Annotated in this window: 15 protein-coding genes; 12 read left to right on the plus strand and 3 right to left on the minus strand. The window is 27.9% G+C overall.

Annotated elements, in window-relative coordinates; all coding sequences use genetic code 11:
* The first annotated feature begins 393 nt into the window (after positions 1–393).
* Positions 394–1,413 carry a TIGR04086 family membrane protein gene (locus FD728_RS00595; RefSeq protein ID WP_159933775.1) on the plus strand — a complete coding sequence of 340 codons (1,020 nt, stop codon included), beginning with the start codon at positions 394–396 and terminating at the stop codon, positions 1,411–1,413.
* A gap of 53 nt (positions 1,414–1,466) precedes the next feature.
* On the opposite strand, the gene suhB is transcribed toward FD728_RS00595, so the two are convergent.
* A complete protein-coding gene (suhB, locus tag FD728_RS00600; protein ID WP_159933777.1) occupies positions 1,467–2,258 on the minus strand; it encodes an inositol-1-monophosphatase in 792 nt (263 codons plus the stop codon).
* A gap of 725 nt (positions 2,259–2,983) precedes the next feature.
* On the opposite strand from suhB, the gene FD728_RS00605 reads away from it, so the two are divergent.
* The 11 genes from FD728_RS00605 to guaA all read left to right on the plus strand — a co-directional run bounded on the left by FD728_RS00605 (position 2,984) and on the right by guaA (position 16,597).
* Positions 2,984–4,129: an IscS subfamily cysteine desulfurase gene (locus FD728_RS00605; protein ID WP_159933779.1), complete on the plus strand. Its 1,146-nt coding sequence runs from the start codon at positions 2,984–2,986 to the stop codon at positions 4,127–4,129.
* A 224-nt stretch (positions 4,130–4,353) separates the two neighbouring features.
* Entirely contained in the window at positions 4,354–4,782 is a 429-nt protein-coding gene (gene ndk, locus FD728_RS00610) for a nucleoside-diphosphate kinase (protein WP_159933781.1), read from the plus strand.
* A gap of 92 nt (positions 4,783–4,874) precedes the next feature.
* A complete protein-coding gene (gene rlmN / locus FD728_RS00615; protein ID WP_159933783.1) occupies positions 4,875–6,020 on the plus strand; it encodes a 23S rRNA (adenine(2503)-C(2))-methyltransferase RlmN in 1,146 nt (381 codons plus the stop codon).
* A 653-nt stretch (positions 6,021–6,673) separates the two neighbouring features.
* The gene (locus tag FD728_RS00620) at positions 6,674–7,051 is read left to right on the plus strand and encodes a helix-turn-helix domain-containing protein (protein WP_159933785.1); all 378 of its coding nucleotides are present in this window, start codon (positions 6,674–6,676) and stop codon (positions 7,049–7,051) included.
* Positions 7,052–7,241: 190 nt separating this feature from the next.
* Positions 7,242–8,363, plus strand: coding sequence for a flavodoxin-dependent (E)-4-hydroxy-3-methylbut-2-enyl-diphosphate synthase (gene ispG / locus FD728_RS00625; RefSeq protein WP_159933787.1), 1,122 nt, complete (start codon positions 7,242–7,244; stop codon positions 8,361–8,363).
* 109 nt (positions 8,364–8,472) lie between these two features.
* Positions 8,473–9,744, plus strand: a complete 1,272-nt coding sequence (gene hisS, locus FD728_RS00630) for a histidine--tRNA ligase (protein WP_159933789.1) — start codon at positions 8,473–8,475, stop codon at positions 9,742–9,744.
* Positions 9,745–9,782: 38 nt separating this feature from the next.
* Positions 9,783–10,400, plus strand: coding sequence for a tetratricopeptide repeat protein (locus FD728_RS00635; RefSeq protein ID WP_159933791.1), 618 nt, complete (start codon positions 9,783–9,785; stop codon positions 10,398–10,400).
* 19 nt (positions 10,401–10,419) lie between these two features.
* Entirely contained in the window at positions 10,420–11,610 is a 1,191-nt protein-coding gene (gene bamB, locus FD728_RS00640; RefSeq protein ID WP_159933793.1) for an outer membrane protein assembly factor BamB, read from the plus strand.
* 84 nt (positions 11,611–11,694) lie between these two features.
* Complete coding sequence (gene der / locus FD728_RS00645) at positions 11,695–13,179, plus strand: ribosome biogenesis GTPase Der (RefSeq protein ID WP_159934454.1); 1,485 nt, start codon at positions 11,695–11,697, stop codon at positions 13,177–13,179.
* Between the two features lie 291 nt (positions 13,180–13,470).
* Positions 13,471–14,946, plus strand: coding sequence for an IMP dehydrogenase (guaB, locus tag FD728_RS00650; RefSeq protein ID WP_159933795.1), 1,476 nt, complete (start codon positions 13,471–13,473; stop codon positions 14,944–14,946).
* Between the two features lie 67 nt (positions 14,947–15,013).
* On the plus strand, positions 15,014–16,597 hold the full coding sequence (gene guaA / locus FD728_RS00655) for a glutamine-hydrolyzing GMP synthase (protein WP_159933797.1): 1,584 nt from the start codon (positions 15,014–15,016) through the stop codon (positions 16,595–16,597).
* Between the two features lie 4 nt (positions 16,598–16,601).
* Here guaA and purN read toward each other — a convergent pair whose 3' ends face one another.
* Both purN and purM read right to left on the minus strand, forming a co-directional pair.
* Complete coding sequence (purN, locus tag FD728_RS00660; RefSeq protein WP_159933799.1) at positions 16,602–17,243, minus strand: phosphoribosylglycinamide formyltransferase; 642 nt, start codon at positions 17,241–17,243, stop codon at positions 16,602–16,604.
* Positions 17,240–18,280 (minus strand): phosphoribosylformylglycinamidine cyclo-ligase, encoded by a 1,041-nt coding sequence (purM, locus tag FD728_RS00665; protein WP_159933801.1) that lies wholly within the window; start codon positions 18,278–18,280, stop codon positions 17,240–17,242. Before purM ends, purN begins: the two co-directional genes overlap by 4 nt.
* Positions 18,281–18,333: the final 53 nt, after the last annotated feature.

Consider the following 18,333-nt stretch of genomic DNA (forward strand, 5'->3'; position numbering starts at 1 on the left):
TTCATAAAATCAATTTCAAAGTAAGATAATTACAATATTTTTTTTGCATAAGAAAAAGTCTTGAGTATTATCAATATATTATTATAATAAAATCATAAGCTTAATATACATTTTCTATATTAGATGAATAGATTAATTTTAGTTATAGTTTTTATTTAAGGAAAATTTAAGCTTTAATTAAAATATTTTAAGAATATAAAAATAATGTAATTTATTTTTAATATATATAATAAATATTATTTACATTTATTTTTCTTTAATAAATTAACTTAGTATCTTTCTGGAGAAAATATCGTTCTCTGTCTAAGCTGAAATAGTAACAATTAAAAAGTTTAGTATTTTTATTCTTATGCAGTTTATTGTTTTATATTTTGATCTAAGAGGAGAACGATTATGTCTGAAACTTGGATTAATAATCCTACTGGAAAAATCGTTTACGAAGGTGAAGAAGTATTATTGATGAAGCGCATTTCTTGGAGTGCAATTTTTGCTGGAGTAATTACTACGCTGACTATACATATTTTACTAGGACTTTTAGGTATAGCTATTGGTACTACTACTATTAATCCACAAGAAGAACAAAATACCATTCAATATCTTGGTACAGGTACTTTGGTTTGGACTATATTTAACATGTTATTTGCAATATCAATAGGAAGTTATATAGCTGGTCGAATGGCGCAATATGATGGTTTATTGCATGGTTTGTTAATGTTTGGCACTAGTACTATTATTACTTTATGGCTGACAATGTCTTTAGCTAATGGTTTAATTACGTGTGCTTTTAATATTATAAAACCTAATATAAATCCAATTGATAATCATCATACAATCTCTAATGTTTTACCTTCAATAGATAATTTAGTACCGGGAAAAAAACAAAACAATAGCCTTAATCTTGATAATTTACAAAATACATTACAGAATATGTTGCAACAAACTAATATAATAGAATTACAATCAGAAAAATTTCAAAGTAATACTAATATTGGTCCAGTATATAATACTACTCAAAATCCAATTGAAGATAATATTAAAAATGTACGAGATATTGATAAAGATATTAATGATTGGATTAAAAATGTTATTAACCGTAACTCTAATCACTTAGCAGCTATAGATTGTGATAAATTAAGAAACATTATAAAATTACATACTAATAAAAATTTTCAGGAAATAGAAAAAATTATTAAACAAACTAAACAGAATTATCAAAAGGCAGTACAAATCATGTACGAGGAAAATAAACAAAAAACTCGTAAATTAACAGATAGTATAACTGCTGCTACTACTAAGGCAAGTTGGTTTGTCTTTTTTATATTACTAATAGAAGCGATATTTTCTGCAATATTTGGACATATAGGTAGACGTAATCAACATAATAACTATGTTTTAAACAATCAATCTCAATAATAAAAAAGGCGGCTGGATTTTCAACCGCCTTATTTCAGTTATTAATGTTTTAATTAATCAATGAATTCATTATTCATATTATATAATATTATTTTTAATATACGTGTATTACTAGCAACAATATTACCTGAATCTATATAGTTATGCCCACCAATAAAGTCAGTAATGATACCACCAGCTTCTCGTACTAATAGTTCTCCGGCCGCAATATCCCATAGATTTAGGCCATATTCAAAATAACCATCAACACGGCCAGCAGCTACGTAAGCTAAATCTAATGCTTTACACCCAGTATAACGAAAATCAGCATGTTGATTATATATTTTATTTAGTAAATTTAAGTAAGTATAATCATGTGAATTAGTCTTTCGCTTAAAAGGGCAACCGATTGCTAGAATACTACCTTTTAGCTCCCTTGCATTACTACCACGCAAACGATAACCATTAAGCTGCGCTCCTTGTCCTCGTACTGCAGTAAATAGCTCATTACGCATTGGATCATAAATTACTGCTATTGAGATACGTCCTTTAATTCTTATAGCAATAGAAATAGAAAAATGAGGGAAACGTTTAATAAAATTATTACGACCATTTAGTGGATTTATTATCCATTGAATGTCTTGATTATTAACTAAGTCACCATTTTTTTTAGTAATGATTGTATGTTCTGGATAAGATTTATGAATTATTTCAATAAGTATATCCTCTACATAATCAATTTTAGTAATAAAATTACTTTTAATTTTCTTATTATTTTCGATGATATCCGGATTTTCATAATTTTTTGTAATCAAATGTCCCGCCTTACGCACAGCACGTAAAGCAATATTCAGCATCGGATGCATCGGTATATCTCATTGGATATTCAGGAGCTAGAAAATAGTATTTATATAATAAGTTCAATCAATATCTAACTATGCTTAGAATAAATAAATATATCTAAAATTATATATCATTTCAATAGAGATTCAATTAAATTTATAGAATTTTTAATTTAATTATATAATATTTAAAAATAGATTTAAATATCTCACTACAATATTTTAAATACAAAGTTAGTAATTAATAAATAACTTTACTTACTAATAGATGATTAATGATAATTAATCAAGATTTTATTATGCATTATTCAATATTTTAAATTAATTAAAATGTTATTTTATTTTATAATTGTATATCAATAGTTCAAGTCGTGTATGATGAGTAATTTATAATATAAAAATTAATATCAAAATATTCTTAAAAAGAATTATAAATATTCTTTTATATATAACTTTAAAAAAGTTTTAAAATAATTGCTTATATAATTAAGCGAATTAAAATAAAAAATTTTTAGTTACATAACTAAACTAATTATATTTTTATAGATAATAATCTGATATGATTTTCTAAAATTAAGCTTTTTTAGTTAAAAACTAATAATTACAAATTTTAATATAATCAAAAAATATTTTTGCTATTTTTTTTAAAAAATATTAATTCATGCTTTTAGCAATTTTTTGTTTAATTTTATTTATTAATATAAAATTGATTTGTAAAATTTACTATTTCTACATGGATTTTTAGTGTAATGAAGTTACCGATTTACTTAGATTATGCGGCTACTACACCAGTAGATCCCCGTGTTGTGAATAAAATGCTACAATGCCTTACATTAAATGGGATTTTTGGTAATCCTTCATCATATTCTCATATTTTTGGTTGGCAAGCTGAAGAAGCAGTTGATTTAGCTCGTAATCAAGTTGCTCAGTTAATCAACGCTGACTCAAGAGAAATTGTTTTTACTTCTGGTGCAACCGAAGCTAATAATTTAGCTATTAAAGGCGTAGCATACTTTTATAAATCACGTGGACAATATATTATTACTAGTAAAACCGAACATAAAACAGTTATTGATAGTTGTATAGCACTTAAACAGAAAGGTTTTGAAATAAAATTTCTAAAGCCCAATATTAAAGGTATTATTACAACTGAATTGCTTAAATCATTTTTGCGTAAAGATACTATATTAGTATCTTTAATGCATGTAAATAACGAAACTGGTATCATACAAGATATTGCAGCATTAGGTACAATATGCCATGAACATAATATTCTATTTCACGTTGATGCTACTCAAAGTGTAGGGAAATTACCAATTGATGTTGATAAGTTACCAGTTGATTTTCTTTCTTTTTCAGGACATAAAATTTATGGTCCAAAGGGTATTGGGGTATTATGGATACGCAGCAAACCACCTGTACAAATAGAACCACAAATGCATGGTGGTGGACAAGAACGTGGAATTCGTTCTGGTACATTACCTGTACATCAAATTGTTGGTATGGGCGAGGCATGTCGTCTTGCATGTCATGAATTAAAAGATAACAAAGAAATCGTGCGTCTTGAAGTATTACGTCAAAAATTATGGCATGGACTTAATGCTCTCAATGTTACCTTTAATAGTTCGCTCCAGTATGGAGCACCTAATATTCTAAACGTGAGTTTTATTAATATAGAAAGTGAATTACTTATTATGGCATTAAAAAATCTAGCCATTTCTTCTGGTTCTGCATGTATTTCTTCTAGACTAGAAGCTTCTTATGTATTACGTGCTATGGGTCTGGAACAAAAAGTAGCACAAAGCTCATTACGTTTTTCTTTTGGTCGATTTACTACTACAGAAGAAATTCAATATGCTATTAATCTAATTAACGATGTAGTAAATAAAATATAAATTTTTCTCAATTTTTTATTTATATTTTTGCTTCTAATATTTTAGTATTTATAGTAACATGCTTGTATTATATTTTTCATATTATTTTGAAAAAAATAATATAATTAAAATAAAATTTTATATATTTTATAATAGTTTACTAATAGTTAACATTTTTTAAAAGACTCAAAAAACTTTTTAAAACATATTAATTTATCAAAAATAATAATTATTTAGGATGATTGATGGCAATTGAATACACTTTTTCTATTATTAAACCAAACGCTGTTGCTAAAAATTTAATTGGTACTATATATCAACGGTTTGAAAGTGCTAATTTTGAAATTATTGCTTTAAAAATGCTTCATTTAACAAATGAACAAGCAGAAGGATTTTATTCTGAACATAAAAACCGTTTTTTCTATAAAGATTTAATTAATTTTATGGTTTCTGGTCCAATTGTAATTTCTGTACTGAAAAGAGAAAATGCTATTCAGGGTCAAAGAGAATTGATTGGTTCTACTAATCCTGAAATGGCTTTAATTGGTACATTACGTTCTGATTATTCAGATAGCTTAATTGAAAATATAATACATGGTTCTGATTCTTTAGAGTCTGCAAAGCGAGAAATTGCTTATTTTTTTAGTAAAGATGAAATTTATTTGAGAACTTGATTTTTAAAAAAATTATAAAATTTTATGAGATACGTAATTGTATTATTTATCTACAGTGAAGTAAATAAATAAAAGAAATCAAAAGAAAATTTATGCCTAAACAAATTCTTAAGTCATCATGTATCTTACCTGTGGTTTTTATTCCTCAGAAAATAAAAGTTAATTTATTAGATTTTAGTCGTCAACATATGCGTCAATTTTTTGTTGAAATGGGCGAAAAATATTATTGTGCTGATCAAATAATGAAATGGATATATCATTATTTTTGTGATGATTTTAGATATATGACTAACCTTACTAAAGTATTACGAAATAAACTTATGCAAATTGCTGAAATTCGTACTCCAAAAATAGTTAAAGAAAGTCACTCTAAGGATGGTACTATTAAATGGGCAGTTTGTGTAAAAGATCAATTAGTTGAAACTGTCTATATTCCGGAAAAAAACCGTGCAACTCTATGCTTATCTTCACAGATAGGTTGTGTTTTAAATTGTAAATTTTGTTCAACAGCTCAACAAGGTTTTAATCGTAATTTACATGTTTCAGAAATTATCGGTCAAATTTGGTTAGCTATAAAAAGAATTAGTGCTGAAAAAAATATTAGTCATCGTCGTCCTATTACTAATATTGTCATGATGGGTATGGGAGAACCTTTATTTAATTTAAATAACGTAGTATCAGCAATAAGAATTATGTTAGACGATTTTGGTTTTGGATTTTCTAAGCGTCGTATTACTATATCTACTTCTGGGATAGTCCCTGCATTAGATATAATGAGGAATATGATTGATATCAATTTAGCAATTTCTCTTCATGCTCCTAATGATAAGTTGCGCGATTCTCTCATGCCTATTAATAAGAAATATAATATTAAAGATATTCTTTATTCAGCAAAACAATATGTAGAAAAATGTAATGCTAATAAGGGAGTTATTACTATTGAATATGTTCTATTAGATCACATAAACGACAGTACTGATCATGCTTACGAATTAGCTACTTTATTAAAAAATATTCCTTGTAAGATAAACTTAATACCCTGGAATTCATTTCCTGGATCATTTTATGAATGTAGTTCTAATAACCGTATTGTTCGTTTTTCTGAAATATTAATAAAACATGGATTTATTTCTATAGTTCGTAAACCGAGAGGAAATGATATTGATGCTGCTTGTGGTCAATTAGTTGGAAATGTAATTAGTCGTACTAAACGTAATATTTATAACGAAATCTACTAATCTATGAATTACAATATTTTATATTAGAGAATATTTTTCTAAGTTATACTATTTATTATAGTAAATTGAACTTATAAATTTCTTAAATTATAATTTTTATATATTTTAAGAGAATATTTATATTAGTAAATGCCATGAATATTAATTATTTATAAAAAAATAATTTTAAAAATATCACAATTTAGACTTTAAAAATTAAAGTAGTATTTATATACTATTTATAACTTTTTAGATATTAAAGCAAACTATTAATTATTATTAATAATGGATTATTTTTTATCTTTCTTTATTTTTATTTATAGAAATATTATTTATTAATTATATTAATAATCTATTATTCAACTATTAAATAAAAATAGTAGAATATTAATATTCTATATTATACTAATATGTATAATTATGATATTAGATACTAAAGTTTTATAAAATATAAAAATTAACTCAATGCGGTGAATTAATAATTTAAATTAACTATTATGTTTTATTCATCACAATAAATAAAGTATTATTACAATATAATAATAAATATAAGAAAAAAAGGTAAAAAATAGTAAAATTTAGTAAAATTATAGCTAAATACGTGACTTATGTTTACTTGGTAGATATAAGTATTAAGTTTTTATAAATTATACAGTACCAATGTTATATAACTAATGAATACTGAAGGAACTAAAAAGCAATCTACAACACATCATTCTATAGGTAGCTGTTTACGGTTAGCTCGTGAACAGATAGGATTAACTCAACAAAATGTCGCTGAACGTTTATGCCTAAAAGTTTCTATTGTACGTGATATTGAAGAGGATAAATTTACAATTGGTTTAGCATCCACCTTCATTCGTGGTTATATTCGTTCTTATGCGCGTTTAGTCCATGTATCGGAAGATGATTTACTACCAATAATAACAACACAAAAAAATTTTTCTAAAATAAAAATTAAAAAAAATAAAAAAAATAATTATTTTTTGATTATTTTTATTTGTTTTATTATTATTTTTATAATAGTTTTTATTATTTTTTTAATGATTTAAAAGAATAAATCTTTATCAGATAAATTGGTTTCTTTTCTTAAAAATAAATTCATAACAGAAAAATTCAAGATATTATCTATATTTAGAAATAATATGTTTAACTTAAAAATATTTTATTCATAATGATCAACTTGTTAGTTGTTATACTAATGGAACGTAGTCTAACTTGAAGGTACTTATGGAGAAAAATATGTATAATAAAGCACCTATTGTCCGACATAAATCTACACGAATCTATGTTGGTAAGGTACCAATTGGCGATGGTGCACCTATCACAGTTCAGTCTATGACTAATACTAAAACTACAGATGTGCAAGCTACAGTTAATCAAATTTATGCGTTGGAACAAGCTGGTGTAGATATTGTTCGTATATCGGTACCTAGTATGGATGCTGCTGAAGCTTTTAAATTAATTAAAAAACAGGTTAATGTACCACTAGTAGCAGATATTCATTATGATTATCGTATTGCTCTTCAAGTAGCTAAATACGGTGTAGATTGCTTACGTATTAATCCAGGTAATATAGGAAATTATGAACGGATTAAACAAGTAGTACATTGTGCACGTGACCATAATATTCCAATTAGGATTGGGATAAATGCTGGTTCTCTAGAAAAAGATATACAAAAAAAATATATTGAACCAAAACCAGAAGCATTATTTGAATCCGCTATGCGTCATATAGATTATCTTAATCGTCTTAACTTTGATCAATTTAAAGTAAGTGTTAAAGCATCTGATGTATTGCTTACTGTTAAGTCTTACCGTTTATTAGCACAAGCCATTGACCAACCGATACATCTAGGTATAACAGAATCTGGTAGTTTACGTACAGGTTCAGTTAAATCAGCAATTGGTTTAGGTATACTGTTAACAGAAGGAATTGGTGATACTTTGCGTATTTCATTAGCTGCTGATCCAGTGGAAGAAGTAAAAGTTGGTTATGATATATTAAAAGCTCTGCGCATCCGCTCACGAGGTATTAATTTTATTGCTTGTCCAACTTGTTCACGTCAAGAATTTGATGTTATTGGAACTATAAATGAATTAGAAAAACGCTTAGAAGATATTATGACTCCGATGAATATATCTATTATTGGTTGTGTAGTAAATGGACTTGGTGAAGCTATGGTAGCAACATTAGGAATAGCTGGAGGTAACAAGAAAAGTAGCTTTTATGAAGATGGTATACGTCAAAAATATCGAATTGATAATCAAGATATTATTTCTCAATTAGAAACACGTATTAGAGCTAAGGCTAAAATACTTAATAATAGTAATTTAATTAAAATACAAAAGATTCAAGAATAGAAAAAAAATTAAAATGATACAATTTATAATTGTTTATAGATAATTGAATTAATATAATTACTTATTCCAATGTGGAACTGAATAAGTTTTAGGATTAAGGGATTTTAATTTGGTAAAAAATATTCAAGCAATCCGTGGTATGAAAGATTATTTACCTTCGGATATTATAATTTGGCAATTTATTGAAGAAAAGTTAAGACAAGTATTATCTAGCTATGGTTATAATGAAATTAGATTACCTATTGTTGAATATACATCATTATTTAATAAAGCAATTGGGAACATTACTGATATAGTTGAAAAAGAAATGTATACCTTTAAAGATAATAATGGTGAAAGTATCACATTACGTCCAGAAGGTACTGCTGGTTGTGTACGTGCCGGTATTGAACACGGATTTTTATACAATCAACAACAGCGATTATGGTATATAGGTCCAATGTTTCGTTATGAAAGACCTCAAAAAGGACGTTATCGCCAGTTTTATCAAATAGGTGTAGAAAGTTTTGGTTGGCAAGGACCAGACATTGATGCTGAATTAATTATATTAAGCTATCGCTGTTGGAAAGTACTTGGTATTACAGAGTATGTTAAGTTAGAAGTAAATTCTATTGGTTCTTTAGAAGTACGTAATAGTTATCGTCGTTCTTTAATAAATTTTTTAGAACATCATAAGGATGTATTAGATGATGATTGCATACGACGTATGTATACTAATCCTTTACGGATACTAGATAGTAAAAACCCTACTATTCAAAAACTACTTAACTATGCATTACCACTTAGTAACTTTTTGGATAAAAAATCACATGCACATTTTGATAATTTATGTACATTATTAAAAAATAACGGTATTAAATATAAAGTAAACGAACGCCTAGTACGTGGCCTTGATTATTATAATGATACTGTTTTTGAATGGGTAACTAATAACCTCGGTTCACAAGGTACCATCTGTGGTGGTGGTCGTTATGATGGTTTAGTAAAGCAAATGGGCGGACATCCTACACCAGCAATAGGATTTGCTATAGGACTAGATCGTTTAGTATTATTATTAAAAACTATTAATAAAACTTTTCAACCAAAAAATATTATAGATGGATACATTATCGCATCAGGGAAAAGTGTACAGTGTGCTGCTATTCAATTAGCAGAAAAGTTACGCGACTCTGATCCTACAGTAAAAATAATAACTAACTTTGGTAGTAATTTAAAAAAACAATTTGCTCGTGCTAATAAATGTGGTGCACGTATAGCATTAATATTAGGTGAACATGAAGTACAGACAGATCAAGTTATTATTAAAGACATGCGTACAGGAAACCAGCAGATTCTAGCTCAATCTGAAATAACTAAAATATTGCAAATATTACTTCAATAAGCATAGGAATATTTAATTATTAAAAGGAAGATTATTACGTGGAACTTTACTTTAGAAATAAAAAATTAAATTCATTAAATAGATGTTTTTCTAAAAATTGTACTTCCTTTATATTTATTTTGATTATCGGAGTTATATCGATAGCTGGTTTTTGGTATTTTTGGTCTAATTATCAAGAAAAAATGTATAAAGTTAGTTCAATTCAGTACCAAAATTTAATGAAAAACATACAAACTGATAAGTTGAAAACTATGAAAGATATGACTAATTTTGTTATTAAAAATCATAATACTTACGGTGCATTAGCATCATTATTTTTAGCTAAGCAATATATTAATATAAATCAATTAAGTAGTGCTATAAATATTTTAGAATATGGATTAAAAGATACTAAAGATATTAATTTACAGGCAATAATATCTCTACGTTTAGCTCGTATTCAAATACAGAATAATCAACTTAATACAGCTCTTATTACTCTTAAAAGAATTAAAAATAATAATTGGAGTAGTATTATAGACTATATACATGGTGAAGCTTTATTAAAAAAAGGTGATAAAGATGGTGCACGTGATATATGGACAAAAGTAATTAAATCGCAAGTTTCTCCTGATTTGATACACTATTTACAAAAAAAATTAAATAATCTAAATTAAATCAAGGAAAATAACGTACATGGAATCACGTAAATATTTTTTGCCAATACTATTTTTTATCATTCTACTGAATGGTTGTTCCCTATTAAATAAAAAAGAAGCAAAGATAGCCAAAAATTCTTTATTTTCTCAGGTAAAGAAAAAATTTATACCAAAAATCATATGGGATGTTAATGTAGGTGATGGATTTGGTGATTTCTACTCAACCCTACATCCTGTATGGGAAAATAATACTGTATATGCAGCTGATCGATTTGGTGTTGTAAAAGCATTCAATGCTAATACCGGCAAAAGAAAATGGAAAGTATTTCTTTTTAAAAAAGAGGATATTTACTCAAATTATACCTCTGCTCTATTATCTAGTGGTATTACTATTAATGGAGATCTTATATATATTGGTAGTGAAAGAGGATTTGTTTATGCACTAAATAAGACCGATGGTAGTATAGCATGGAAAAGCCAAGTAGCAGGTGAAGTATTATCAACACCAGTAATTAGTGATAATGGTTTAGTATTATTGCATACAACTAATGGAATGTTACAAGGACTTGATAAGAATAACGGTAAAATTAAATGGAGTATTAATATAGAGATACCATCCTTATCATTACGCGGTGAATCTACTCCAGCAATTACTATGGATGGTTTAGCTATTGTTGGCACTGATAATGGGCGAGTATTAGCCATACTTTTAGATCAGGGAGAAATACTTTGGCAACAAAGTATATTTCAACTTAGCGGCATAAGATCAATTGATTACTTTCATGATGTAGATATGACTCCTATTATTTTAAATGATATGGTGTATGCAGCAGCATATAATGGAAAGTTAACAGCATTGAATTTACATTCAGGACACATCTTATGGAGACGTAAACTTGGAAATATAAAAAATATTATAATCAATGCAAATCGTATTTATTTAGTTGATCAGGATGATATTATTTTTTCATATAATATTGATGGCACTAAATTTATTTGGCGTCAAAATAATTTTGTACATCGCGATCTTACATGTCCAGTATTGTTTAAAAAATATTTAGTAGTCGGCGATAGTAAAGGTTATGTATATTGGATTAATATATCTAATGGAAATCTTGTAGCTCAACAGAAATTAAACAATTATGGTTTTCAAAATGAACTAACAGTAGCAGATAATAAAATCTTAATTCAATCTAAAGATGGCAAATTATATGCCATCACACTATGAACATCTTCAAATATTTTCTATTGATTATCTTTTAATTTATTTATTGCTAATAGTATCATAATTGATTTTTAAACTGAGGAAAGTATTGTGGTAGTTGTAGTTATAGTTGGACATTCTAATGTAGGTAAATCTACCTTATTTAATACTTTAACTCGTACTCGAGATGCAATAGTAGCTGATTTTCCCGGTTTAACTCGTGATCGTATATATGGGCTATGTAAAATACAAGGTCGTAAATTTATTCTTATAGATACTAGTGGTATTGATAATACTTCACAAAATAATAAAAATATTAGTTATCAACAATCATTATTAGCAATTAAAGAAGCTGATATAGTATTATTTATGGTAGATGCTCGTATTGGTCTAATATCTGCAGATTATGAAATTGCAAAATATTTACGCTTGCAAAATAAAATAGTTTTTCTAATAGCTAACAAAATTGATGGCATGAATTTAGAAACAGCAATGATAGATTATCATGCACTTGGATTAGGGAAAATATATCCAATTACCGCTTTACATAACCGTGGAATAATTAAGCTACTAGAAACTGATTTACTACCGTATATAGATAAGATTTCTTTACAAATATCAAGTAATGATTTAAGTTATGTTAACTGGAAAAATTTAATTGCTGAAAAATATCATAAATCTTTTAATTCAATAAAAATTAGTCAAAATGATAATATACCAATAAAATTAGCTATTATTGGACGTCCTAATGTAGGTAAATCAACTTTAATTAATTGTATGCTTGGCGAAGAGCGTGTTACCGTTTATGACATTCCAGGAACTACACGTGATAGTGTCTATATTCCTATGAAACGTTATAGTCGCCAATATATATTAATTGATACTGCTGGAGTACGAAAACGTAGTAAAATTTCTAATATAGTCGAAAAATTTTCAGTAATGAAAACTTTGAAAGCCATTGAAAGTGCAAACGTAGTAATTTTAGTTATTGATGCTTATGAAGGTGTTTTAGATCAAGATTTATCACTACTTAACTTAATATTAAATCATGGTCGTGCCTTAGTAATTGTAATCAATAAATGGGATATTTTGTCTAAAAACATCCAAATACAAATAAAAAAAACAATTAACTTACGTTTTAGCTTTATTAATTTTGCTAATATTCATTTTATTTCTGCTTTACATGGCCTTGGTATTGATAAATTATTTAAATTGATTAATAAAGCATATGATGATGCTACCAAGCATATCAGTACTGCTTTATTAACCAGAATAATGAATATGGCTGTAAATCATCATCAACCGCCATTAGTGCATAATCGAAGGCGAGTAAAACTAAAATATGCACATTCAGGCGGATATAATCCACCTACTATCGTTATTCATGGTAACCAATTGCAAGATTTATCCAATTCTTATAAGCGTTATTTAATAAATTATTTTCGTGATGCCTTAAATATAATCGGTACACCTATTCGAATTTCTTTTAAAGAAAGCATTAACCCTTATGCAGCTAAGCGTAATATATTGACTCCAAATCAACAACGTAAACGTAAACGTTTAATAAAATATGTGAAAAACAACAAACATTAATTAATAATTAATTAGAAGAATTTATATTCTTATGTAAGGATTATTATCCCAATAATTATATATATTTAGTAGTATAAATAGTATAATTTTATTACTATTTAATTAAAAATAACTAAATAAAATTATCTTGAATCAAAATCTATAAAATATTCTATTTTAAATTAAATATTATTATACTTTATAAAGTTCATTCTTTTCCTAAAAAAGGCTAGAGATAATTTATTTAGAATTGTATATTGTTATAGCAATATTTTATATATTTCTATTTTTACTTTAAGTTGAGATATTGCTATGCTAAGAATTGCTAAAGAAGCTCTCGCTTTTGATGATGTTTTACTTGTTCCTGCTTATTCTACCGTTTTACCTAATACAGCCGAGCTAAGTACTCAGCTAACAAAAAATATTCGTTTAAATATTCCTATTATTTCGGCTGCTATGGATACTGTTACAGAAGCCAGTCTAGCTATCGCATTAGCTCAAGAAGGTGGTTTAGGTTGCATACATAAAAACATGTCAATTAAACGTCAAGCAGATGAAGTTCGTAAAGTAAAAAAATATGAAAGCGGTGTAGTAACGAATCCACAGACAGTTCTACCTACTACAAGTTTAATAGAAGTAAAAGAATTAACAAAGCGTAATGGTTTTGCTGGTTACCCAGTAGTAAATATTAAAAAAGAATTAATAGGTATTATTACCAGCCGTGATGTAAGGTTTGTAACTGATCTAACGCAACCAGTAACAGCAGTAATGACACCAAAAGAATATTTAGTAACAGTAAAAGAAGATGAAATACGTAGTGTTGTATTGCAAAAAATGCATGAAAAACGTATTGAAAAAGCATTAGTAGTCGACGATAGATTCCATTTATTAGGAATGATAACTGTTAAAGATTTTCAGAAAGCAGAACGCAAACCAAATGCATGTAAAGATGAACATGGTCGTTTACGAGTTGGAGCAGCAGTAGGTGTAGGCATAGGTAACGAAGAACGTATTGATGCCTTAGTTACTGCAGGTATTGATGTATTACTTATTGATTCTTCTCACGGTCATTCAGAAGGAGTTTTACGACGTATACGTCAAACTCGTGCTAAATATCCTCATTTAGATATTATTGGTGGTAATGTAGCTACTGGTAAAGGTGCACTTGCACTTGCAGAAGCTGGTGTTAGTGCAGTCAAGGTAGGTATTGGTCCAGGATCTATTTGTACTACCCGTATAGTTACCGGAGTAGGTATTCCACAAATTACTGCAGTATCTGATGCCGTGGCAGCGCTAGAAAGTACTGGTATTCCAGTTATTGCTGATGGTGGTATACGCTTATCTGGTGATATTGCAAAAGCAATAGCAGCTGGTGCTGCTGCGGTAATGGTAGGTGCTATATTAGCAGGTACTGAAGAAGCTCCAGGACAAATAGAACTATATAAAGGACGTGCCTTTAAATCTTATCGTGGTATGGGTTCATTGGGTGCGATGTCAAAAGGTTCATCAGATCGCTATTTTCAAAGTGATAATGCTGCTGATAAATTAGTACCAGAAGGAATTGAAGGTCGTGTAGCATATAAAGGACGCTTGAAAGAGATAGTGCATCAGCAAATGGGTGGTTTACGTTCCTGTATGGGACTTACTGGATGTGCTACTATTGATGAGCTGCGTACAAAAGCAGAGTTTGTTCGTATTAGTACTGCTGGTATAAATGAAAGTCATGTACATGACGTAACTATAACTAAAGAGTCACCAAACTACCATATGGGAGTTATAATGTCCTAATATAATTAAAAATTTATTATTATCTTAAATTATTTTAACATTAATATGTTTCATGGAAATATTATTCATGAAAAATAAAAAAAATTATAAATATAGTATCTTAATTTTAGATTTTGGTTCTCAATACACACATTTGCTTGTACGTTGTATACGTAAATTAGGAGTATACTGTGAACTTTGGTCATATGATGTTAGTCAAGAGAAAATAAGTCAATTTCATCCAAACGGTATTATTCTTTCTGGTGGTCCTGAAAGTACTACTGAATTAAATAGTTCACGTGTACCAAAATATATATTTGAACTAAATATACCTGTATTAGGGATATGTTACGGTATGCATACTATGGTAATGCAATTAGGTGGTACTGTTAAAAAAGCAAATAAACGTGAGTTTGGTTACACTCAAGTGGAATTAAAAGCTCCAAGTATATTAGTACATAATATAAAAGATGATATTAATAAAAACGGTAATCATATATTAAATGTTTGGATGAGTCATGGTGATAAAGTTACTTCGATTCCAGTAAACTTTATTACTATTGCGAGTACAGAAACTTGTTTATTTGCTATCATTGCTAATGAAAAAAAACACTTTTATGGTGTACAATTTCATCCAGAAGTAACACATACTGTTCAAGGTTTACATATATTAAAACGTTTTGTTTATGATATTTGTAATTGTAAACCTTTGTGGATTCCATCAAAAATTATTACAGAAATAATTAAAGATGTTCGTGAAAAAATAGGTAATGATAAAGTTATACTTGGCCTTTCAGGTGGTATAGATTCATCTGTAACTGCAATATTATTACATTATGCTATTGGTAAACAACTTATTTGTATTTTTGTAGATAATGGGTTACTTCGATCCCATGAAGCACAACATGTTAAAGAAATGTTCGGCGATTACTTCGGTTTAAATATTTTATATGTTTCAGCAGAAGATTATTTCTTTAAAGCTTTAATTGGAGAACAAGATCCAGAAATTAAACGTAAAATTATTGGTAGAGTGTTTATTGAAGTCTTTGAAAAAGAAGCTAGTAAAATAATTAATGTAAAATGGTTAGCTCAAGGTACTATCTACCCAGATATTATTGAATCTGCAAAATCTACGACTGGTGGAAAAGCCCATATAATTAAATCACATCATAATGTAGGAGGCTTACCAAAAAAAATTAATCTTAAATTAATTGAACCATTAAAAGAACTATTTAAAGATGAAGTTCGTAAGATTGGTCTTGAATTGGGATTACCGTATGATATGCTTTACCGTCATCCATTTCCAGGTCCTGGTTTAGCAATACGTATATTGGGTGAAGTAAAGAAAGAATACTGTAATTTACTACGACATGCTGACTCTATTTTTATTGAAGAATTACATAAAGCAAATTTATATAATAAAGTAAGCCAAGCTTTTACTATATTTCTTCCAGTTCGTTCTGTTGGTGTTATGGGAGATAGTCGTACATATGATTGGATTATTGCATTAAGAGCGGTTGAAACTGTTGATTTCATGACAGCAAATTGGGTCAATTTGCCGTATGATTTTTTATGTCGTGTTTCAAATAGAATTATTAATGAAATTAATGGAATATCTCGTGTTGTTTATGATATTTCTAGTAAACCACCAGCAACTATCGAATGGGAATAATTAATTATTTATTATATAATAATCCTTGACTCGGTAAGATAAGACCATCTAATGTTACAACATTTTTTCTTATTTCTAACCGATCTTCTATAAACCATCTTATTGCCAATGGATAAATAATATGTTCCTGGTACTTTACTCGTTTTATAATTTCTTTTTCGGTATCTTCGATAAATACCGGAATAGTAGACTGTAAAATAATTGGACCACCATCTAATTTATTATTAACAAAATGTACTGTTGTACCATGTTCTTTATCTCTATTTTTCAAAACTTGACGATGAGTATAAAGTCCTGGATATTTTGGTAATAATGAAGGATGGATATTTATTATTTTCTTGTGATATTTTATAATGAAAAAATCACTTAAAATTTTCATATAACCAGCTAGAATTATTAAATCTGGAGTATATAATTCAATTTTTTGAATTAAATGAGAATCAAATATTTCGCGGTTAACAAAATTTTTATCACTTAAAACATGAATAGGTATATTAGCATTTTGAGCACGAATTAACCCATATGCTTTAGGTTTATCGCTGAAAACAGCTACTACGTTAGCATTAATATATTTGTTTGCACAAGCATCAATAATTGATTGAAGGTTACTTCCATTGCCTGAAATTAATACAACTAATTTTTTCATGGCTTAATAATCACACGCTCTTTTGCACTAGATTTTTTTATTACTCCAATTTTCCACGCTCGTTCACCATAATCATTCATTAATTGAACTGCTTTATCTGCATCTGTTGAATTTAAGATAATAATCATTCCTACACCGCAATTAAAAGTACGATACATTTCATAGCGATCTATATTTCCTGATTTCTGTAACCATTTAAAAATAGGTGGCCATTGCCAACTACTTTCTTCAATTATTGCTTGGGTATTATTTGGTAATATACGAGGAATATTTTCCCAAAATCCTCCTCCTGTAATATGAGCGATGGCATGAAGATTAATATTTTTCATTAAATTTAATATATTTTTTACGTAGATACGAGTAGGAGCCAAAAGATAATCTACTAGTAATTTACTATCTAATTGTTTGGTTTTAGGATCTGTGTTACTTACTTTTAAGACCTTGCGTACTAGAGAATATCCATTTGAGTGCAAGCCGTTAGAAGCTAATGCAATTAATACATCTCCATCCTGTACTTTAGAAATATTAATAATTTTTGATTTTTCTACTATACCTATGCAGAAACCAACTATATCATAATCTTTATCTTGATACATAGTAGGCATCTCAGCAGTTTCTCCTCCTGCTAATGTACAACCTGATGCCAAGCATCCTTTAGCAATACTAGTAATAACTACTGATGCAATATCAAGTTCTAATTTGCCAGTCGCATAATAATCTAGAAAAATAATTGGTTCAGCACCTACAACTACTAAATCATTAACACACATTGCAACAAGATCGATACCAATGCTATGATGGTGTTTTAGATCAATTGCTAAACGAAGTTTAGTGCCAACACCATCAGTTCCTGAAACTAATATAGGCTCTCGATATTTTTGTGGTATTGAACAAAGAGTATTGAAACCACCTAATTCTCCTATTATTTCTGGACGTCGAGTTTTATATGCTGCATTTTTGATAATACTAATTAAATTATTACTAGTATTAATATTAACACCAGAATCAGCATATGTGAGACCTACTTTATTGAGCATTAAAAATCTCCAATAGAGTTTTGAAATTAAATTCGATTATTAATTGAATTTAA

This window comes from Pantoea sp. Aalb (genome assembly GCF_009829985.1).
GTDB lineage: Bacteria > Pseudomonadota > Gammaproteobacteria > Enterobacterales > Enterobacteriaceae > SZZU01.